Source organism: Methylobacterium sp. UNC378MF (genome assembly GCF_900103195.1).
Lineage (GTDB): Bacteria > Pseudomonadota > Alphaproteobacteria > Rhizobiales > Beijerinckiaceae > Methylobacterium.
In genome coordinates this window covers 50,720-70,111 of record NZ_FMWU01000030.1, presented here as the reverse complement: position 1 = coordinate 70,111, position 19,392 = coordinate 50,720, and the positions used below count along the sequence as shown (strand labels likewise).

Annotated in this window: 23 protein-coding genes and 1 pseudogene; 5 read left to right on the top strand and 19 right to left on the bottom strand. The window is 70.4% G+C overall.

The window, feature by feature from the left end; translation table 11 throughout:
• A pseudogene (locus BLT59_RS25290) lies at positions 1-283 on the top strand (IS630 family transposase); the annotation flags it as partial.
• 41 nt (positions 284-324) lie between these two features.
• Here BLT59_RS25290 and BLT59_RS25285 read toward each other — a convergent pair.
• The 7 genes from BLT59_RS25285 to BLT59_RS25260 all read right to left on the bottom strand — a co-directional run bounded on the left by BLT59_RS25285 (position 325) and on the right by BLT59_RS25260 (position 5,889).
• Positions 325-1,326: an NAD-dependent epimerase/dehydratase family protein gene (locus tag BLT59_RS25285; protein WP_091787369.1), complete on the bottom strand. Its 1,002-nt coding sequence runs from the start codon at positions 1,324-1,326 to the stop codon at positions 325-327.
• A gap of 137 nt (positions 1,327-1,463) precedes the next feature.
• Positions 1,464-2,003 carry a dTDP-4-dehydrorhamnose 3,5-epimerase family protein gene (locus BLT59_RS25280; protein WP_091787366.1) on the bottom strand — a complete coding sequence of 180 codons (540 nt, stop codon included), beginning with the start codon at positions 2,001-2,003 and terminating at the stop codon, positions 1,464-1,466.
• Positions 2,004-2,068: 65 nt separating this feature from the next.
• On the bottom strand, positions 2,069-2,839 hold the full coding sequence (gene rfbF, locus BLT59_RS25275; protein ID WP_091787363.1) for a glucose-1-phosphate cytidylyltransferase: 771 nt from the start codon (positions 2,837-2,839) through the stop codon (positions 2,069-2,071).
• 58 nt (positions 2,840-2,897) lie between these two features.
• Complete coding sequence (rfbG, locus tag BLT59_RS25270) at positions 2,898-3,992, bottom strand: CDP-glucose 4,6-dehydratase (protein ID WP_091787359.1); 1,095 nt, start codon at positions 3,990-3,992, stop codon at positions 2,898-2,900.
• Positions 3,993-4,032: 40 nt separating this feature from the next.
• Positions 4,033-5,004 carry a glycosyltransferase family 2 protein gene (locus BLT59_RS25265; protein WP_091787356.1) on the bottom strand — a complete coding sequence of 324 codons (972 nt, stop codon included), beginning with the start codon at positions 5,002-5,004 and terminating at the stop codon, positions 4,033-4,035.
• A 78-nt stretch (positions 5,005-5,082) separates the two neighbouring features.
• Complete coding sequence (locus tag BLT59_RS31490; RefSeq protein ID WP_175544129.1) at positions 5,083-5,244, bottom strand: hypothetical protein; 162 nt, start codon at positions 5,242-5,244, stop codon at positions 5,083-5,085.
• Between the two features lie 303 nt (positions 5,245-5,547).
• Positions 5,548-5,889: a hypothetical protein gene (locus BLT59_RS25260; protein WP_091787353.1), complete on the bottom strand. Its 342-nt coding sequence runs from the start codon at positions 5,887-5,889 to the stop codon at positions 5,548-5,550.
• A gap of 64 nt (positions 5,890-5,953) precedes the next feature.
• On the opposite strand from BLT59_RS25260, the gene BLT59_RS25255 reads away from it, so the two are divergent.
• Positions 5,954-6,289, top strand: a complete 336-nt coding sequence (locus BLT59_RS25255) for a hypothetical protein (protein ID WP_091787350.1) — start codon at positions 5,954-5,956, stop codon at positions 6,287-6,289.
• Here the strand turns inward: BLT59_RS25255 and BLT59_RS25250 are convergent.
• From BLT59_RS25250 to BLT59_RS25210, 9 genes are all read right to left on the bottom strand, one after another.
• The gene (locus BLT59_RS25250) at positions 6,274-6,723 is read right to left on the bottom strand and encodes a hypothetical protein (protein WP_091787347.1); all 450 of its coding nucleotides are present in this window, start codon (positions 6,721-6,723) and stop codon (positions 6,274-6,276) included. The genes BLT59_RS25255 and BLT59_RS25250 overlap by 16 nt on opposite strands.
• Before the next feature lie 164 nt (positions 6,724-6,887).
• The gene (locus BLT59_RS25245) at positions 6,888-7,220 is read right to left on the bottom strand and encodes a hydroxyisourate hydrolase (RefSeq protein ID WP_091787343.1); all 333 of its coding nucleotides are present in this window, start codon (positions 7,218-7,220) and stop codon (positions 6,888-6,890) included.
• On the bottom strand, positions 7,217-8,638 hold the full coding sequence (locus BLT59_RS25240; protein ID WP_091787340.1) for an amidase: 1,422 nt from the start codon (positions 8,636-8,638) through the stop codon (positions 7,217-7,219). Before BLT59_RS25240 ends, BLT59_RS25245 begins: the two co-directional genes overlap by 4 nt.
• A complete protein-coding gene (locus tag BLT59_RS25235) occupies positions 8,635-9,387 on the bottom strand; it encodes an aspartate/glutamate racemase family protein (protein WP_091787337.1) in 753 nt (250 codons plus the stop codon). The genes BLT59_RS25240 and BLT59_RS25235 overlap by 4 nt, the downstream gene beginning before the upstream one ends.
• Before the next feature lie 17 nt (positions 9,388-9,404).
• Entirely contained in the window at positions 9,405-10,223 is an 819-nt protein-coding gene (locus BLT59_RS25230) for an ABC transporter permease (RefSeq protein WP_091787333.1), read from the bottom strand.
• A gap of 7 nt (positions 10,224-10,230) precedes the next feature.
• The gene (locus tag BLT59_RS25225; protein WP_091787330.1) at positions 10,231-11,136 is read right to left on the bottom strand and encodes an ABC transporter permease; all 906 of its coding nucleotides are present in this window, start codon (positions 11,134-11,136) and stop codon (positions 10,231-10,233) included.
• Positions 11,133-12,176, bottom strand: a complete 1,044-nt coding sequence (locus BLT59_RS25220; protein ID WP_091787327.1) for an ABC transporter substrate-binding protein — start codon at positions 12,174-12,176, stop codon at positions 11,133-11,135. Before BLT59_RS25220 ends, BLT59_RS25225 begins: the two co-directional genes overlap by 4 nt.
• A 52-nt stretch (positions 12,177-12,228) precedes the next feature.
• Positions 12,229-13,335 carry an ABC transporter ATP-binding protein gene (locus BLT59_RS25215; RefSeq protein ID WP_091787325.1) on the bottom strand — a complete coding sequence of 369 codons (1,107 nt, stop codon included), beginning with the start codon at positions 13,333-13,335 and terminating at the stop codon, positions 12,229-12,231.
• A complete protein-coding gene (locus tag BLT59_RS25210; protein ID WP_244514141.1) occupies positions 13,332-14,081 on the bottom strand; it encodes a maleate cis-trans isomerase family protein in 750 nt (249 codons plus the stop codon). Before BLT59_RS25210 ends, BLT59_RS25215 begins: the two co-directional genes overlap by 4 nt.
• A gap of 176 nt (positions 14,082-14,257) precedes the next feature.
• On the opposite strand from BLT59_RS25210, the gene BLT59_RS25205 reads away from it, so the two are divergent.
• The gene (locus BLT59_RS25205; protein ID WP_091787319.1) at positions 14,258-14,986 is read left to right on the top strand and encodes a GntR family transcriptional regulator; all 729 of its coding nucleotides are present in this window, start codon (positions 14,258-14,260) and stop codon (positions 14,984-14,986) included.
• Positions 14,987-15,107: 121 nt separating this feature from the next.
• Here BLT59_RS25205 and BLT59_RS25200 read toward each other — a convergent pair whose 3' ends face one another.
• Together BLT59_RS25200 and BLT59_RS25195 are read right to left on the bottom strand one after the other, a co-directional pair.
• The gene (locus BLT59_RS25200; RefSeq protein WP_091787315.1) at positions 15,108-15,353 is read right to left on the bottom strand and encodes a PilZ domain-containing protein; all 246 of its coding nucleotides are present in this window, start codon (positions 15,351-15,353) and stop codon (positions 15,108-15,110) included.
• 208 nt (positions 15,354-15,561) lie between these two features.
• Positions 15,562-17,094 carry a sensor domain-containing diguanylate cyclase gene (locus tag BLT59_RS25195; protein WP_091787310.1) on the bottom strand — a complete coding sequence of 511 codons (1,533 nt, stop codon included), beginning with the start codon at positions 17,092-17,094 and terminating at the stop codon, positions 15,562-15,564.
• A 261-nt stretch (positions 17,095-17,355) separates the two neighbouring features.
• Between BLT59_RS25195 and BLT59_RS25190 the strand changes: the two genes are divergently transcribed.
• On the top strand, positions 17,356-17,583 hold the full coding sequence (locus BLT59_RS25190; RefSeq protein ID WP_091787307.1) for a hypothetical protein: 228 nt from the start codon (positions 17,356-17,358) through the stop codon (positions 17,581-17,583).
• A gap of 39 nt (positions 17,584-17,622) precedes the next feature.
• Here the strand turns inward: BLT59_RS25190 and BLT59_RS25185 are convergent, their stop codons facing one another.
• On the bottom strand, positions 17,623-17,931 hold the full coding sequence (locus BLT59_RS25185; protein ID WP_244514140.1) for a hypothetical protein: 309 nt from the start codon (positions 17,929-17,931) through the stop codon (positions 17,623-17,625).
• 192 nt (positions 17,932-18,123) lie between these two features.
• Here BLT59_RS25185 and BLT59_RS25180 point away from each other — a divergent pair, with 192 nt between their 5' ends.
• The gene (locus BLT59_RS25180; RefSeq protein WP_091787302.1) at positions 18,124-18,414 is read left to right on the top strand and encodes a hypothetical protein; all 291 of its coding nucleotides are present in this window, start codon (positions 18,124-18,126) and stop codon (positions 18,412-18,414) included.
• Positions 18,415-19,392 lie beyond the last annotated feature (978 nt).

Genomic DNA, 19,392 nt, shown 5'->3' with positions numbered 1-19,392 from the left:
CCACAAACATCCGAAGGTGCGCGCCTGGCTCGCCCGGCACCCGCGCTGGACGTTCCACTTCACTCCGACCTCGGCCTCGTGGCTCAACGCGGTCGAGGGCTTCTTCTCAGCGCTGACCCGTCGTCGGCTGCGGCGAGGCTCCTTCACCGGCGTCGTCGACCTGCAGGCAGCCATCAAACGCTACATCGCCGAGCACAACCGGAGCGCCAAACCCTTCGTCTGGACCAAACCCGCCACCGACATCCTCGCCGCCGTCAGCCGATCCCCTGAACCATCCGTCTGAGTCAGTGCACTAGGGTGTCGCGCGGGCATAGGGGGCGGGCGTCAGGATCGCCTCGACCGTCCGGCCTCGCTGCGGGGGCCGTCTCTGAGCATGCGCACGGTCTCGGCCAGGGCTGCGTCGAGGCCTTCGGCTGACGACGGTGCGAATCCCAGGCCCCGCAGCCGGTCGACGGCGAGGCTGAACGGTGGATCGAGGGGTGCTGCGTGGCCCGCGTCCAGGATGCGAAGGCCGATCGGGCGCCCGAGTTCCAGCTCGGCGACCCGGGTGAGCCGGGCGGCGATTGCGTCAACCGTGCACGTCGTGCCGCTGCCCAGGTTGATGATGCCGTCGTGCAGGGCCTCGGCCGGCGCGGCGGCGATCTGTTCCAGGGCCCGGCAGGTGTCCTGCATGGTGATGAAATCCCGCCACTGGCCCGAAGTCCGGATCACGAGCTCGCCGGTTTCGACGGCCTGTCGCGCAAGGTCGTTGCCGAGAAGGGTCCAGCGATCCACGTCGATCCAGGCGGGCGCCCCCACGACGTTCGACAGTCTGACGACCGCCCCCTCGATGCGCCCGGCATCCCGCGCGGCCAGTGTGAACGCCTCGCCGACGTGATGGGTGATGGCGTACGGATGGACGGGCCGCGGTCGATCGGTCTCCGACAGCAGGCCGCGCAGCGGCGTGCCGTAGACGTGGATCGTAGACAGGAAGATGAACCGTCTCACGCCGGCCGCGATGGCGGCCTCGAGGACGCGCCGTGTCCCGACCCCCGTCTCGGCCAGTGCCTCGTCGGGCGCGCTGGCGCTGCGGCTCTCGTTGGCAGCGGCGAGGTGGATGACCGTGTCGATCCCCGCCAGCTCTGCCTCAGCGGCGGCTGGGTTCCCGAGGGGATCCAACTGTATCAGCGGCGCCGCGCTGGGCCAGCCGGTGGGCGGCGGCATGGCCGAGCGGCTCGTTCCGAAGACGGGGATCCCCCGCGCCTCGAGATGCTGGAGGAGACGGCCGCCCAGGTACCCGCGGGCTCCGGTGATCAGAACGGGCTTGCGTTGATCCTGTGCGCGCATCGGATGACCTGAGGGATCAGTAGGATCTGTCGCGGGAGGGCCGCGTCGGGGAGGATCCGCGCGTCTGACTCATCGCGTGTCCGCCCCGCCGCGCGGATCGGGAGCATGCGCGGCGACCGCGTGCTTAGCGAGCATCATCAGAACGGCGTCGCGAACTCTGCCAGGGGCCGGTGCGCACGGTCGCGCGCGGACAGGATTGGCCGGTCGATGCGCCAGTCGAACGCGAAGCTGTCCCAGCGGATCCCGAGATCCGCCTCCGGCGCGTGAACCGAGGTGACCATGTAGAGGAGCGTCGCGTGATCCGAACGAACCGCGAAACCGTGCGCGCAGCCCTCCGGAACGTAAACGCCGTTCCGGCCCCCGCCCTCGAGATCGAGGGAGAGCGCCCGGCCGTAGCTGTCCCGGCCCGATCGCAGGTCGAGCACCACGTCCGTCACGCGCCCTTCGAGACACCAGACCAGCTTCGCATGCTGATGAGGCGGTGCCTGGAAGTGCATGCCCCGAACGACGTCGCGAAGCGAGGTCGAGCAGTAGATCTCCGCGAAATCGGACCGCATCCCCGCCGCCGAGAGGCTGGGGCCGTGGGCCAGCTTCTGGAAGCTCCCGCGGTCGTCGCGGCTGGCGGGCGCGCGCAGGGACATGACACCGGCGAGGGCGGTCGCGCGGATCTCGAACATGCAGGTCTCCCCGAGTGGCGCAGACAGGGGCTGCGGCGGCGCCCGAACGGCGCCGGAGGCTCGTCTTACCACGTCTTCCACGGTGCCCGTCCCGACGCCCAGAGCGCCTCGAGGTTGGACTTGTCCCGGAGCGTGTCCATCGCCTGCCAGTAGCCGTCGTGGATGAAGGCCTGCAGGTCGCCCTCCCGGGCCAGGCGCTCCAGAGGCTCGCGCTCCCAGACCGTCTCGTCGCCCGCGACCGTGTCGATCACCGACGGGGCGAGGAGGAAGAAGCCGCCGTTGATCCAGCCGCCCTCGTTGTCGGGCTTCTCCTCGAAGGCCGTGACCTGCGCGCCGTCGAGGGCGAGATAGCCGAAGCGCTTGTCGGGCCGCACCGCCGTCACGGTGGCGCGCTTGCCGTGGGCGCGGTGGAAGGCGATCTGCGCGGTGACATCGACGTCGCTGACGCCGTCGCCGTAGGTGAGCGCGAACATCTCCTCACCCTCCAGGTGATGCCGGACGCGCTTCAGGCGGCCTCCGGTCATGCTCTGGTCGCCCGTATCGACCAGCGTGACGGTCCAGGGCTCGGCGGTCTTCCGGTGGATCTCCATCCGGTTCTCGGCGATGTGCATGGTCACATCGCTCATGTGGAGGAAGTAGTTCGCAAAATATTCTTTGATGATGTACCCCTTGTAGCCGAGGCAGATCACGAAGTCGTTGATGCCGTGGCGGCTGTAGCCCTTCATGATGTGCCACAGGATCGGCCGGCCGCCGATCTCGACCATCGGCTTCGGCCGCGTGGCGGTCTCCTCGGACAGGCGCGTGCCGAGGCCGCCCGCCAGGATCACGGCCTTCACCGGCCGTCTCCCCGACCCGCGGGGCGTGAGCGGAGGGTGGGGCGACGTGCGTGCATGATCAGGCGCTGTCCTCGTCTGCGTGGCCGGCCGCGGCCGAGATCCGGCCGTATTCCGCGATCTGGGCTTCGACGAGCGCCCGGGCATCGGCGGGACGCGCGCTGTAGTCGCGGTACCACTCCATCGTCATGCGCACCGTGCGGGCGAAGCCGAGCTGGGGGCGCCAGCCCAGCTCCGCCTCCGCCTTGGCCGCGTCGAGCTTGAGGATCCCGGCCTCGCGCAGGGCCGAGGCCTCGATGCAGACCGGGATGGGGTCTCCGCCCCAAGCGGCCAGCGCCTGCTCGATCAGCCGCCGCACCGCGACCTCGCTGGCGCGGGCCGGGCCGAAATTCCAGGCACCGACCACCGCGTCGTCGCCGGCCAGGAGCCGCGCGCCGAGCAGCAGGTAGCCGTGCAGGAGTTCGAGCACGTGCTGCCAGGGCCTGACCGCGTCCGGGTTCCGCAGCGTGAGCGGCGCGCCGCTCCGGATGGCGCGGACGAGGTCGGGCACGAGCCGATCCTCTGACCAGTCGCCGCCGCCGATCACGTTGCCGCCGCGGGCGGTGGCGAGGCGCAGGCGCGATCCCGGCATCAGGGCCTGCCGGTAGCTGCCGGCCACGATCTCCGCGGCGGCCTTGCTGGCACTGTAGGGATCCTTGCCGCCCAACGGGTCGGATTCGCGGTAGCCCCAGACCCACTCGCGGTTCTCGTAGCACTTGTCCGAGGTGACGCAGACGACTGCGCGGATTGAATCGGTGTGGCGCGCTGCCTCCAGCACGTGGGCGGTGCCCATGACGTTGACCGCGAAGGTCTCGAGCGGGTCGGCGTAGGAGCGTCGCACCAGCGCTTGGGCCGCGAGGTGGAAGACGATCTCCGGACGAAACGCCGCAACGGCTCTGCGCACGGCCTCGGCATCGCGGATATCCACGAAGGCGGATTGCATCCGGTCGGCGAGCGCGAGATCGCGGAACAGGCTCGGCCTCTCGGCCGGAGGCGGCAAGGCGAGGCCCATCACCTCGGCGCCCTGGTCAAGCAGCCAGGCGACGAGCCACGCGCCCTTGAAGCCGGTATGACCCGTGACGAGGACACGAGTGCCGTCATAACGATGATGCTTCATGTGCGGCCTCCCGGCCGGACATCTCGAGCGGGCACGGCGCTCATGCGCTGGCCGACGCGGACAGCCTCACAGGCTGCCCACCTTGCCAAAGATCGGGCGATTTGACGGCTCGCTGGGGTGCTCCATCCAGGTAATCCCGCAGCACCGCGCGCAGAGCCAACGGATCGATCCTCTCGTCCGCAACGAACTGTCCGCACGAGCCGGTAAACATCATGATAATGTAGTCGATGATCGCTGATTTGAGCGCATCAGACGACGAAAAATCTCCAAGGACCTCTTTAAGACGCTCGAAAAACTGGAAAAGACCCAGGAAGGTCTGCTTCCCGATCGGGCCTGCCTGTCGGCTCTCCTGGCTCTGATGCATGCGATACAGGAAGGCGGCCTCCGGCGCATAGAAAACCTTCGATCGCGCGGTGTTGACGCCGACGAACGGGACGGTGTCCGCGAAGAAGGACGCCGACAAGGTCGGCTGGCCGCCGCACGCGAGCCACTCGGAGCGACGGTAGAACGTCGAGAAGATGGTGTTGATGTGATGGTGTGCTGTCCGGCTCGCGAAGTACCGTGTCATCCACGCTTCCGCTTGCTCGACATACGCTGTGGCCGAGAGCGGATCGGATTGGTGGATAATCCGGCTGTCCCCGTCGATCAGGATCCGGCGTCCTAGGCCAACCTGAACTTCCGGCTCCGCCTCGAAGCACGTTACCATAGTCGATATGTAGTTGCTGCATATAAGATCATCGTCGCTTAATACAATGAGATACTTACCTGTCGCGTGACGGGCCGCGTCGTTGACGTTCGCTTCCAGCGGCAGCGTGAAGGGGCGGGTGATGGTCAGGAGATTGTCGCTCTTGAGGTGCGACAGGAACTCGCCCGTGGCGTCCCGGCTGCCATTGTTGCTGACGATGAGCTCGATGTTCTCATAGTCCTGGAGCGTGATCGAGCGCAGTGTCTGAATGAGCAGCTCGACCCGATTCAAAGTCGGGACGATGATGGACACGCGGGGCTTCGACATGGACCGGTTCTTCCCTGGATCCGCAGAGTCCGGGCGTTCTCGAACTCGCCTGGAATCTGTCGGTTAGCGCCGCGCGCCTCAAACGAGCAGGTTGTTGATGCCGGGCATGCCGGAGTCGAACCCTCTTCTACGCCACATCGTGCAGGTCTGGTGTGGCAATTGCGCTATGACGGATCCTGAAAATGTTGTCGCAGCGTAATGATCGGACTGATCCGGATGATCGAGCAGATCTGTCGTCATGGATATCAATCATTAGTATATATCCTCGATAAAAATAGGATTTCGATAATATAAAGACGAGATGGCCCAAGGTCTATTTAGATTCGTCGGCAGGCTGAGGAGCGTCGCTGTCTTTCCGCGCCGGTGAGATCAGGCGCCGTAAGGCCGAGCCAGATGGCTCCACCGATGCCCGATGCCGGCGCAGGATGGCGACCGGCGAGTGCGCGACGCCGCGGTCCCACGACGGGCGCGCGTCCCGCAAAGCGCGCGTCCTGCCGAGTGGTCGCGGGTGAGCCGGGTTGTTGTCCGCCGTCCTGTCCACTCTCACACCCCGTCCCCGAAAAGCCCGGTCCACGCCTCGCGGACGAGCGCGAGGCGCCGCTCGGCCCGCGCCGCGTCGGCCTCCTCGACTTGGTGGAGGACGGCCTCCAGCGCCTCAGACCCGCCGAGCGCCGCGGCCGACTCGCCCTGGCGGCGCATGGCGGAGCGGTGCGCCCGCATCGCCGGTCCCGCCTTCGGCCCGGCCTCGATCGCCTCCAGGGTGGCGAGCAGGGCGGCCGCGAACGGGGCGACGTCGCGCCAGGACGCCGCGGCGGGCGGCGGTTCGGGCGGGCGGGCCTGCTCCGGCGGCGGCGCGGAGAAGCTGGTGGTGAGCGGTCGCTTCATGACGAACCTCCACGGGCGCGGTATAGGGGACGCATCGGCCGGTGCAGGCCTGTACGAGGCGCGCATGGCCGAAAGGCGGAAGGCCATCACCGGATCCGGCGAGGACGGCCTGTCGCGCCACATCCTCCCCAATGCCGGCACGATGGTCGGCGTCTGCACCACGCTGATCGGTCTCGTAAAGATCGCAGAGGGCTGGATCGGGCCGAGCCACGTCGACGAGGCCGCGGCCCTGACCGCCGTCCTGTTCCTGGTCAGCGCGGTCGCGTCCTACCTGTCGATCCGATTGGGGGATGCCGGCGACCTCTCGATGCGCCTGGAGCGCTGTGCCGACATCTGCTTCGTCATCGGGCTGATCGGCCTGACCTTGATCGCGGTCCTGTTCGCCTACGAGACGATCTGACGGCGCGTCGCGCGGAGCCGGTCGGGCAGGGCATCGCGATCGGTCAGCGCCGCCGCGAGGACCGCGAACAGGCCGAGATGCAGGGCGAGCGCCGCCAAACCGGCATCCTGCAGGGACCACAGGCCGGCCGCACCGACCGCCATGAGCGGCGGCCCAGCCACGTAGACGAGGCTCCGCCACGCGGTCGCGGGTCGTCCGAGGCGCCAGTAGCAGCCGGCCAGCGCCGCCAGCGCGAACCCGCCCTTGATCAGCGCCATGAAGCGGATCACCCGCACGAGGTCGGGGTCCAGGGCGGCCGCGGGGGCCCGCCCGGCTGCGGCCCAGACCGCCGGAACGGCGAGGATCGTCAGCAGGGCCAGGATCAGGCGCGCCGGATTGGCGGCGCGCGTCGCGCGCCCGGCCGCAGCCGGGATCGTCATCGCCTGAACCCGCATCGGCTTCCTCCTGCGCGCCGCACCGCCCGGGATCGAGTCTAGGCACTCCGGGCGCCCCGGTCACCTCGCGGGGAGGCAAAGGCCCGGTCCGCGCCGTCGCAGGGGCGTGCCGGTGAACCCAGCCGGCAACGACCGTCCCGGGCCCGAGGACCGCGTTCCTCGGCTCAGCAGCCGCGGAACAGGGCGACGCCGAAGGCGGTGAATTTCAGCGGCAGGTGGCAATGGCCGTCCGGGTCGCCGATCCGGAAGCGGATCGCGGCCTCCTCCAGGAACCCCTCCCCTGATGTCCCGACGAAGTCCCCGATCGCGAACACGACCTCGTAGAGGCCGGCGGCGAGCCGCGTGCGCACGATCGGATGATCGAGCGTCCCGTCCGCCCCGAGCCGGCCCTCGGCGATCACCCGCCGCCGGGACCCGGCCCTCAGGACGCGCACGCGCATCCCCTCGGCCGGCCGGCCGGTGGCGGCGTCGACGGCGTGGAGCGACAGGCCGGTCACGGCGCCCTGCCCTCCCAGACCATCCGCCAGGGATGGGCCGCCTCGTAGGCCGCCGCCATCGCCACCAGGGTCTCGTCGCGCCCCCAGGGCGCCACGAGCTGGAAGCCGATCGGCAGCCCGGCGCCCGAGGGGCGGCAGGGGATCGAGATCCCCGGACAGCCCGCCGCGTTGACGAAGCCCGTGAAGGTCGCCGAGCCGCGGGGTCCAACCGGCAGCCCGGCGATGTGCTCCGGATGGGTGTCCTCCGCCCGCCAGGGCAGCGCCGCGGCCGCGGGGGTCATCAGCAGGTCGTGGTCGGCGAACAGGGCGGCGAGGTCCTGGCGCAGCGCCAGCGCCATCCGCTGCACCGCGAACAAATCGGCCGCCGACAGGGCCGCGCCGGCCTCCGCCAGCGCACGGATGTCGGCGCCCAGATCGTCGCGCCGGCCCGGATGCGCCCGCATCAGCCAGGCGATGCCGGCCTGGCCGAGGACCGGCCAGGCCTCCGTGATGGCCCGCGCCGCGTCGAAGCGGCCGGTCTCGACCCGGTGGCCGAGGCCGGCGAGGCGCCCAGCCGCCTCGGCGACGCTGTCGGCGATCTCGGGATCGACCGGGGCCGTCCCGAAGGTCGGGACGTGGAGGATCCGCAGCGGGCGTTCCGGCACGGCTTCACGCCCGAACGGGCCGAAGCCGTGCGGCGCGACCGAACCGGGATCGGCCGCCCCGAGGATTCGCATCGCCGCCGCGAGGTCGTCGACCGTGCGCGCCATCGGCCCGACCACCTCGAGGTCGAGCATGATCGGCGGCAGCCCGCCGGTGCGCGGCACCCGGCCGGCGGTGGGTTTCAGGCCGACGAGCCCGGTATGGGAGGCGGGGCGGCGGATCGAGCCGCCCGCGTCGGTTCCGAGCGCCAGGGGCCCGATCCCGGAAGCCACCGCCGCGACGGCGCCGCCGCTGGAGCCCCCCGGCGTCAAGGCCGGGTCCCACGGGTTCCGGGTAACCCCGTGGACCGGATTGCCGGTGTAGCCCTGGACGGTCAGCTCCGGGACGTTGGTCTTGCCCAGGATCACCGCCCCGGCCGCGCGCAGGCGGGCCACCGGCGTCTCGTCCCGGTCCGCGCCCTGCCCCGCGTAGAGCCGGCTGCCCCAGCCGGTCGCGAACCCGGCGACGTTCAGGCTGTCCTTGACGGTCACCGGCACGCCGTCGAGGGGGCCGAGCGGTCTCCCGGCCCGCCAGCGCGCCGCGCTCGCCGCGGCGGCGCGCTCCGCGCCCTCGGGATCGACAGCCACGAGGGCGTTGAGCACCGGGTTCACGGCCTCGGCCCGATCCAGGCAGGCGCGGGCGGCCGTCACGGGGCTCGCGGTCCCGGCGGCGTAGCGGCGGCACAGGGCCGTGGCCGAGAGGGTCCAGAGCGGGCCCGCCGCATCGATCCGGGTCATGACTCGTCCTCGCGGTGCGCGATCCAGCGGGCGAGCGGCCCGCTCAGGCCCGTGGCCGGTTTCGCGGGCGGCCGGGCGAAGCGTCCGGCCCGGGGCGGCCGCGTCCCGAGCCGCACCAGCGCCTGCGCCTGGCCCAGGGCGGCCGCCAGCGGGTCGACCAGCGGGACCGGCACCGCGTCCCGCAGCGTCGCGGCGAGGCCGGCGAGCGGCGCGCCGGCCAGGATCACGACGTCGGCCCCCTCCCCGACCGCCCGCTCGGCCAGGGCCAGGATGTCGGGCCGCAGCTCGTCCTGCACTGCCGTGACCGCCTGGAACGGCCGGCGCACGGCGTAGAGGCCCGCGCAGCGCGCCGACAGGCCGGCCAGGGCCACCGCATCCTCGTACCAGGGCAGCAGGGCGGGCGCGAAGGTGACGACCGCAAACCGCGCCCCGAGCTGGCAGGCGCTCAGCATCGCCGCCTCGGCCATGCCGACCACCGGCAGGTCGAACAGCTCGCGCGCCGCGATCAGCCCGGGATCGCCGTAGGCCGCGATCACCGCGGCGTCGTGGCCGGACTGGTGCGCGGCCAGCGTCTCCAGCACGGCCGCCCCGGCGAGCTGCGCCTCGGCGCGGCTCGCGATGTAGGGCAGGCCCGTCGTGGCGGTGAGCGCGGTGATCCGCGCGTCGGGGGCGAGCGCCGCCTCGGCCGCCCGCGCCATGCGCTCGGTCATCGCCGCCGAGGTGTTGGGGTTGAGGAGCAGGATCCGCATGCAGAGGCTCCGGGCGCTCAGCCGGCCATCCGGCGGGACAGGCCGGCGGCCCGCTCCATCACGACGGCCAGCACCACGGTCGCCAGGATCAGCAGGCTGGAGGCCGCCGCCACCGTGACGTCGAGGCGGCCCTCCAGATCCTGCCACATCCGGATCGGCAGCATGTCGGTGGCGGCGTCGCGCAGGAACAGCGAGACCGGGACGTTGTCGAAGCTCGCCATGAAGGCGATGAAGCCCCCGGCCAGGATCCCCGGCCGGATCAGCGGCAGGGTCACCCGGCGGAACGTGGTGAGGCGCGAGGCGCCGAGCGAGGTCGAGCTCTCGAGGAGCACCGGGTCCATCTGCGACAGGGCCGCCACGGTGGTGCGGACCACGAAGGGCACGCAGACCACGGTATGGCCGAGGATCAGGGTCAGCGGCGAGACCGGGATGCCGGCGAGGCTGAACAGCATCAGGGCGGCGAGCCCGAAGGCCAGGGCGGGCAGGACGAGGGGCGACAGGAACAGGCTGTCGAGGAGCCGCGCGGAGAGGCGCGGCGACCGGGCGATGGCGAGCGCCGCCGCGGTGCCCAGCACCACCGACAGGAGGGTCGTCCAGCCCGCCACCACGAGGCTGTTCCAGGCGGCCGCCCGGAGCTGCTCGGCCTCGGCCAGGGCCGCGTACCAGCGCAGGGAATAGCCGGGCGGCGGGAAGCGCAGGGAGAAGCCGCTGGTGAACGAGACCACCACAACGATCACGGTCGGCGCCGCCAGCAGGACGAGGCAGAGCCCGGCGAGCAGCAGCACGGTGCCGTGGAAGCTGAACCAGTCGACATCGCGCCGCATCCGCGTCCGCATGGTGACCTCAGGCTTGTGCGCGGCCGCGCGACAGGCGGCCCACGAGGTTGAGGAGCGTGACGCAGGCGAGCACCGCCACGAGGAAGACGATCGCGATCGCCGCCGCGAACGGCCAGTTGTTGAGCGAGGAGGCCTGCTGGTACAGGTACATGGGCATGAACAGCATCTGCCCGCCGCCGATCAGCGACTGGGTGATGAAGGCGGTGATCGCCGCCGCGAAGGTCAGCAGGCAGCCGGCCACGATCCCGGGCAGGCAGAGCGGCAGGGTCACCCGGAGGAAGGTGCGCCACGCCCCCGCCCCCAGAGCCGCCGAGGCATCGGCGAGGTTCGGGTCGATCCGCGACAGGGCGGTGACCAGCGGCAGGACCATCAGGGGCATCTGCACCTGCGCCAGCGCCAGGACGAGGCCGCCCTCGGTGTAGAGCAGCTTCAGCGGCGTGTCGGTGAGGCCGAGCGCCAGGAGGCCGGCATTGACGATGCCCTGGCGCCCCAGGATCACGATCCACGCGAAGGTCCGCACCACCACGCTCGTCAGCAGCGGCAGCAGCACGATCAGGGTCAGCAGGCCGCGCAGCCGGCCGGGCGCCCAGGTCAGGAGCAGCGCGAGCGGCAGACCGAGCAGGAGGGTGAGCGCCGTGACCTCGACGCCGAGCCACAGGGTCGCGCCGAGCACCCTTAAGGAGAACGGGTCGAGCAGGAACCGGGCGTATTGGTCGAGGCCGAACCGGGTCATGCCCGGATCGGCGTAGAAGCTCACCAGCACCAGCAGCGCCAGCGGCGCCAGGAAGAAGACGAGGAAGAACGCCGCGAGCGGCAGCGCGAGGCGGATGTCGTAGGCCGCCGTCCAGGCGCGGCCCGGGCGCAGGGGCGCCGCGACCGCGCCGGCCGCCGCCATGGCCGGGCCGGCGCTCACACCCGGATCTCGCGGTTGAAGCGCTCGATCCAGGCCGCCCGGCTGCGGTTGATCGCGGCCCAGTCCTGGAACACCGATTTGCGCTTCAGCTCGTCGGCGTCCTTCGCCAGGACCTTCGCGACCTCGCCCTCGATCGCCACCTTCCGGTTGGTCGGCACGATCAGGTACGGGCTCTGCATCAGCTTGGCCTGCACCTCCGGCGACAGGGCGGCCTCGATCAGCTTGAAGGCCAGCTCCTTCACGGGCGTGTTCTTGACGATGTGGATCGTCGTCTTGAAGGCGATGATGCCCTCCTTGGGCGCCGCGAACTCCACCGGCACGCCCCGGGCCTTCAGGATCTGGATCGCGTTGAAATTGCCCGGCCCGATATCGACCTGCTCCTGCTGATAGAGGGCCGCCAGGGCACCCGGATTGGCCGCGACGGCGGCGAGGTTCGGCTTGAGTGCCTCCAGCGCCTTGAAGCCGGGCTCGATATTCGTCTCCGAGCCGCCGTGCATCCGGGCGATCTCCACGAGGAAGCCGGTGCCCAGGGTCGAGTTGAGGTTGGTGATGCCGACCCGGCCCTTGAATTCGGGCTTCCACAGGTCGGCCCAGGAGGTCGGCGGGGTCTTCACCTTCTCGGGGTTGTAGGTCAGGCCGACGATCTGGAAGAACGGCGCCGGGCCCATCGGCTCCTGCGCGTCCGCGATCAGGTCGCCGTAATGGGCCGACTGGGCCACCGGATAGGGCTCGACGAGGTCCTGGGCGATGGCCGTGAGGGCGGGGCCCGGATCGTGCAGCATCACGTCGATCGGCGGGTTGGCGCGGGCGGCCTGGACCTTGGCGATCTGGTCGACCGAGAGCATCGGATCGAGGATGACGTCGCCGCCCGAACTCTTGCGGAAGGCCGGCACCAGCACCGCCCGGTGGGCCTCCTCCCAGCTGCCCGTGAAGGTCGCGAAGACGAGCTTGCGCGCCTGCGCGTGCGACAGGCCCGGGAAGGCCTGGGCGGCGCCCAGGGTCAGGGCGCCGGCGAGGAGGCTGCGGCGGTGCAGGGTCATGGTCGGCTCTCCTGGCTCGATGTCGACGGGCCCGGCCTCGGTGGGCTCGGCCTCAATGGCGGGGATCGGGGAAGACGCTGACCCGCTCCGGCGCGGTCGGGCGCAGGCGCACGCGGGTGCCGGGTGGCCGGGGCCGGGCGCCCGCGGCCCGGGCCTCGGCGGTCTTGAGGCGGGCGCCGCCGTCGAGGCGGATCTCGTGAACCAGGGTGGCGCCGAGCGGCAGGCCGATCTCGACCACGCCGTCGAGTCCGCCCCCGGTACCCCCCTCGGCGCCGGGACCGTCCTCCGCGAAGGCGACGTGTTCGGGCCGCAGGCAGGCCGCCACCCGCGTCCCGTCCGGCAGGGTCGTGGCGGCCGGGAGCAGGCCGCCGGCTTCCAGCGCCACGACGCGGGCGCCGCCCGGCTCAGTCGCGAGCCGGCCGTGCAGGACATTGGCCGTGCCCACGAAGGTGTTGACGAACAGCGTCTCGGGACGGTCGTAGACGTCGGTCGGGGGGGCGAACTGCTCCAGGCGGCCGGCATTGAGCACGGCGACCCGGTCGGCCATCGACAGGGCCTCCTCCTGGTCGTGCGTGACGATCAGCGTGGTTGTGCCGGCGCTGCGCTGGATGCGCTTGATCTCGATCTGCATGTCGAGGCGCAGGTTCTTGTCGAGGGCCGCGAAGGGCTCGTCGAGGAGCAGGATCGAGGGCCGCACGGCGAGCGCCCGGGCGAGCGCCACGCGCTGCTGCTGGCCGCCCGACATCTCCCGCGGGAAGCGTCCGGCGAGGTGCTCCAGCCGCACCAGCGCCAGCATCTCGGCCACCCGCGCCTTCTGCTCGGCCCGCCCGACGCCCCGGGCCGCGAGGCCGTAGGCGACGTTGTCGGCAACGCTCATGTGCGGGAACAGGGCGTAGTTCTGGAACACGATGCCGACGGTGCGCCGGTTCGGCGGCAGGTGGTCGACCGCCTGGCCGCCGATGATGACGCGCCCCTCCGTGGGCTTCAGGAAACCCGCCACCGCCCGCAGTAGGGTGGTCTTGCCGCAGCCCGAGGGCCCGAGCAGGGCGACCAGCTCCCCGCCCCTGATGTCGAGGGTCACGGTGTCGACGGCGAGCGCCGACCCGTAGCGCTGGGTGATCCCGTCGAGGATCAGCGGCGTTCCGGCGCCGGCGCTCACGGACGGCCCTCCCCGTCCGCCGCGAAGGCGCGGCCATGGGCGGCGAGATGCGCCGTCGGGCAGCCCGCGAGGTCGAGGCCCTTCCACAGGGTGACGGTCACCGAATCGATCACCGGCACGCCGAGTTCGGCCTCCAGGGCCGGGGCGAGCGCGGCGCCCGCGAGGTTCGTGCAGACGATCGCGACCGCGTCGACACCCTCGGCCGCCACCGCCCGGACCATGCCGGCGATCGCCTCGGGACCGGCCTCCGCGAAGGCGAAGTTCTCCGACAGGCCGAGATGGCGCTCGGCGCCGCAGTCGAACCCGGCCGCCCCCCAATTGGCCTGGATCCGGCGCTGGACGTCGCCGGTATAGGGCGTGACGAGGCCGATCCGCCCGTAACCCCGGGCGCGGAACAGGTCGCGGAAGGCGAGCGTGGCGGTGGAGGCCGGGCACCCGGTGCGGTCGGTGATCGCGGCGCTCAGGCGCTCGTCCGCCGCGAAGCCGAGCCAGGCGCCGGAGGTACCGTTCCACAGGATCGCGGCCACGCGGGCATCGGCGAGCAGCTCGGCCGCCGCCAGGATCGGCTCGGGGTCGAACTGGTCCAGAGCGGCCGCCGACAGGCCGATCTCCGTCACGCGGAAGCGGGCGAAATGGGCGCTCACGCCCGCGCAGCCGGCGAGCAGATGGGCGGTGGCCGGCTCAAGGACACTGTTCGACGAGGGCGTCAGCATGCCCAGACGCGTCGTGCGGTTCGATCGGTCCATCGCATCCTTCCCCGACATGCGGAGCATCCGACAGGCTGTGGCGTGCGACAAGGGATTTTCTGCATGTTGCATGCAATTTGCGCAAATGCATGATAAGACAGCGCAAGCGGCCGAAAAATGGATCATCGATCGTGCGGACGGACGCGCTAGGCTGGCGCGGTGGAGCGGGAGGATCGATGGACGTCGTCGCACGAGGCCGGGGGCGGCCCCGGAAGGCCCTGGTCGTCCCGGCCGCGCAGGTGCCCCGGACCGGACTGCACGAGCAGGCGGCGGCGCGGCTCAAGGACATGATCGTCCGCGGCGTGCTGCCGGCGGGCGCGACCCTCGTGGAGACGGACCTGTCGGTCGCGCTCGGGGTCTCGCGGACTCCGCTGCGGGAAGCCCTCAAGCTCCTGGCGGCGGAAGGGCTGGTCGATCTGCACCCGAATCGCAGCGCCCGCGTCCCGGACTGGACGCCAGAGGAGATCCTCGAACTGTTCGAGGCCCTGGCCGGCATCGAGCGCCTCACCGCGGAACTCGCGGCGCCGCGGATCTCCGAAGCCCTGATGGACGCCCTGCGCGGGAAGCAGGCGCAGCTCGACCGCATGCACCGGGACCAGGTGCTCGACGCCTATTTCGCCCTGAACCAGGAGATCCACCGGACGATCGTCACGGCCGCCCATAACCGCCCGCTGGCGGAAGCGCACGCGCCGCTCCAGGCCCGGGCCCAGTGGGCCCGCCTGCGCGCGCTCTCCAGCGGAAGCCGCTGGGAGGAATCCGCCCGGGAACACCGGGATCTGTTCGAGGCCCTGGCCGCGCGCAACGCCGCCGAGGCCGGGGCCATCGCCCATCGCCACGTGCTGCGGACCGGCGTGGTGATCGCCGAGACGCTTCAGGCCCGGCGCACGGACCCTGCGGGCCGGTAAGGAAACGTTAACCCTGTCGTCGCATCGGTGGGTCACCAGCCGGGCGCTGGCCTTCCACGCCCATCCGATCCGCCCCTCAACACGGGTGGGCGTGGAAGCCTCGGCTCGCAGTCCCGGCCTGTCAGGCGTCGCCGAACGCGACCCCGAGTTCGGTCTCCTGCCGCCACGTGATGCGTGCCGGCCGGCGCTGGCCGGCTCCGTAGGCCAGCACGAACGCGTCGGGCACGCCGATCACGCTGACGACCTTCAGGCGGGCGCCGCCATCCGACATGTTGCGGATCGTGCAGTCGATCACGCCGCCGCCGGCGAGTTCGATGCGACCCTCGAGGAGGGTCCGTCTGCGGGGTGCCGCGCGTCTGTCTTCCATCCTCGTGACCCTATGGCTGCGGGACCGGATCGCTCCGGAATCCACCCGCTCTTCGCCGGTCCGAGCCACGGATGGTCGATCTCCACCCGCGTCGTCCCGGCGTCACGGCCTCCGGCTCTCCGCGTGCCGTTTGCCATCCGGTCCAGGAAATCACGGATTTCGTGTCGATTTCGTCAAAAAATTTCGCGAAAGCGCGCCGGCGCGCGGGTCAGGACGTCCGCACCAGCTGCAGGGCTCCCTGTTGGGGCGGCGGCGCGACGCTGCGGGTCTGGTTGCGACCGCCGTTCTTGGCCTCATACAGGGCGCCGTCCGCCAAGCGGTACGGGTCTGGCAGGGTCGCGCTCCGGTCGCCGCTCGGTCGCACGCAGGCGAGCCCGATGCTCACCGTCACGACGCCTGCTCCGATCCCCGCCGCCGCGACGGTCAGCTTCGACACTTCGGCGTGGACCACGTCCGCGATGCGCAGAGCGCCGGCCTCGTCCGTTTCGGGCAGGAGCAGGGCGAATTCCTCGCCGCCGATGCGGCTGACGAGATCCTGAGGGCGGTGCACGCTCGTGGCCAGGCAGCGCGCCAAGCCCTGCAGGATCGCGTCGCCCACCGGGTGCCCGTAGCGGTCGTTGAACCGCTTGAAATGGTCGGCATCGACGATGAGCAGCGACAGGGGATGGCCGTCCCGCCGGGCCGCGTCCAGGGCGCGCCGGAGGGCGTCCTCGAAGCAGCGGCGGTTCGGCAGGCCGGTCAGGGCGTCGGTGCGCGACAGCGCGGCCATCTCGGCCCGCATCGCCTCCCGCCGGCGCAGCTCCCGGCCGAACAGGAGCGACAGCGCGATCGTGAGGCCGCACAGAACCAGGACGATGCCGCCGATGATCGTCGCCTTGGCGGCCCATTCAGCCTCCACGTCCTTCGTGGACAGGGCGACGTTCAGGATCAGCGGCAGGGTTCCGATTCGCGCGAAGGTGTAGCTCCGCTCGACGCCGTCGCGCGCGGAGGTGCTGACGAAGCTGCCTCGCCCCTCGCGCAGGAAGCGCTTGAAGGTCGACGCCTGCGCGATGTTCGCCCCGAGATCGGCCTCCTCATAGGGATAGCGCATGAGGCGGGTGCCGTCGGTCAGGTACAGGTTGATGGCCCCGCCCGGGCCGAGGTCGATCTCGCTGAACAGATGCGTGAAGTAGGACAGCTTCACGGTGCCCAGGACCACGCCGCCGAAGCTGCCGTCGGGCCTGTCGATGCGGCGGCTGAACGGGAGCATCCGTTCGCCGTCCAGCCGCGACACGATCGGCCGCCCGACATGGAGGCCGAGCCCGGCGCTCGACCGATGCACCTGGAAGTACTCGCGGTCCGCGTAGTTGCCCTTGCGCGGCGGCACGGCCGCGATGTCGCCGACGGCATCGCCCCGCTCGTCCAGGATCAGCATCACGCCCATGTCGCGGGCGGTCGCGGCGCGGTCGAACAGGATGAGCTGGCGCAGGCGCGGATCGGCCTCGGCGAGGCCCGGCGCCTTGAGGTTGTCGACGGCCGCGCTGATCGAGAGATCGTACATCTCGATGTTGCGCGCGATATCGCGTTCGAGAACCTGCAGGAGGTTCCGGGACGTTTGCTCGGCGGTGGCCCAGGCGTCCCGGCGGAGGTCGGCCAGCATCAGGCCGGACACCGCGACCATGCCCATCGGAGCCAGGACGCCGAGCGCGATCCAGGTGCGGGCCGATCGGAGCCCCGAGGCGACGCGCCGCAACAGGTTCATCGGCCTCGCCCCGGACGGCATCCCATGGCCGGGCTCTGGCATGCCGAGCCTTAACCGCGGCTTTCGCGCGGGCCCGGGCGGCGCTGCCCGGTATGCATCGCGGGGAGGCAGATGCATGCCGGGATGCAGGGCACGGCGGCGTCGGTCGGCCTGCGAGCGCGACAAAGTATCCACAATCGGTATGTGGATACGCAATTCTATGCTGATGCCCGCAAGTCCCGCAGGAGACTATGCTGATCCGACACGGAGCGGGAGTCCGGCATGTTGGACGGCGATGCCTTTGCCCACGAGATCGCGGCGCTCCTGATCGCCGACATCAAGACCTCCGGTGCGCGCACCCACGGTGAACTTGAGGAGGCCTGCCGGATCTCTCTCGCGAGTCTGCTGGGCGACACCGCGATCCCACCCCAGATCGCCGTGCTCATGCCGATCGGGCTGGACCGGTGGCCGCGGGTGGTCGTGAAGGGGCGGCCTCTGCCGGACGTGTAGTAGAGAGCCGGCAGAGACCGGTCGGCGGCGTTTCGCGCCTCAGCGACCGATGACGCCCGTGCCGCCGGTCGGGCCGATCGCGTTCGGCCCTGTATTCGGGGCGGGCGTCGCGGCCTGGTTCCGCTGGATGTCCATCCGCAGCGTGTTGCTCTGGGTCGTCTGCTCCTGACGCAGGGCGCGCATCTGGCCGCTGGTTTCCAGGGATTGGTTGGCGGCGTTGGGGTTGTTCTGCTGCACCTGGGCCAAGACGGGAGTCGCGGCAGTCGCGACCAGACAGAGGCTCGTGGCGATGAGGATGCGCATGGGGACGGTCTCGCGCTGAGGGATCGTGCGGAGTTGACCCGTCATGGGCCCGCCGAGTTCCCTCCTGGCCTGCGTCGCACGGCGCCGAAACGGTTCCTTGTTATCTGGACCGTCGGCCTGCCGGCGCCCCTCCCGTGCTGTGGCAGGGTTAGCGGAATCCTGCGGGACAGAGGCCTTCTTCACGCCTTGTTAACGCATCCGGGTAAGGCTGCCGGCGGTGATCTTGAGAGGGGCGTGATGCGGGGCTTGTCGGCAGAGGACGAACAGGCTGTCGATCGGCTGACGCTCCAGCTTCTTCACGACGCCTATTGCGACTTGGCGGCGGTTCTGCGCGGCGCCCAGCCCCAGGCGGCCGCGGCGATCCTCGGCGTCATGGAGCAGCGCGTGACCGACGTCCTCACCCGGATCTGCCGGCAGGGTTCGGAAGGCGCGGCCTCGGTTGAGATCGCCGTCGCCGTCGGCGAGCGGATCGGCGAGATCATGGATCAGGCGCACGGGCGGGACGTGGCTGGCACGCGGGCTGCCTGATTTTAAGAGATTTCGGAAGCCAGCTTTACCAACTGATTCAACGTTTTTGAGTAGTCGATCATTCGCCGTTCGATCGAACTTCCATATTATCTATTTTCTCGAACTGAGTTCGCGCGATCACAATATAGAGTCAAGAATTCGAGCTTCCTCCAGCATCTGAGCTGTGCATGAGTGGCTGCGCAAGTTGGTGCGTCGACGCTTCGCCTCCTTCATGATTTTCTGCTGCAACCAGCAAATCTTCGAGATAATCCTCCCTTTAAGCCAGCCTAAACGCTGCTTCTGTCCTGGGTGTCCACGTCTCGGGAGCCTCTGGCGTTGAACCGAAGGCCAGATGGCCCGTGCGCCACAGTCCGCCCAAAGCCAGAAATTCCGGCATGCCGAGTTCCAGTTCTGTGAATGCCTGGGTCAGAATTCCTTTGCCTCAGCCATCGGGGCCTGCATCGTGAAAGGCCAGATGAACCTCTCCCGGGGCCGCAGGCCGCCGTTTGTTTCCCAGCGGAAGGCCAATGGGGTCGATCGGCCTGCGTCCCTCTGCAGCTAGATAGTCGGAGCTGTAGGCGAACCGACCGAAGCGCCGTGATGAGCCACCTTCAAAGACCAAGAGGCCAATAGGCATATAGCCTCTCTACCCTGATCGAAACACGTGCATTTCCTCAATGCGATTGTACTTCGAGGTCCGCGCGGTGCAGCCGCTGCCCTCCCTAGACTGGTCCGCGGCTTGCCGGGGCGATCCGGCGGCTGCGAACCGCATCGCCCTCCGCGTCCTCGCCGAGGCAGTCGCCCTTCCTGGGCGTGTCGATCCGGCGATGTCGGCGATCTACCCCTGCGCCGCACGGGGTGACAGCTCCTGCATCGACTTGCTCGTGCACGTGCTTTGGCGGCGAGCTCGACGCCGGGCTGATCTCGAGGTGCTCTGCCTCGCCCGGGCTTGGTGCTCCGTTCCGCGCCGCGGTTCCGACCGCGTCGGCGTCGCCCGCT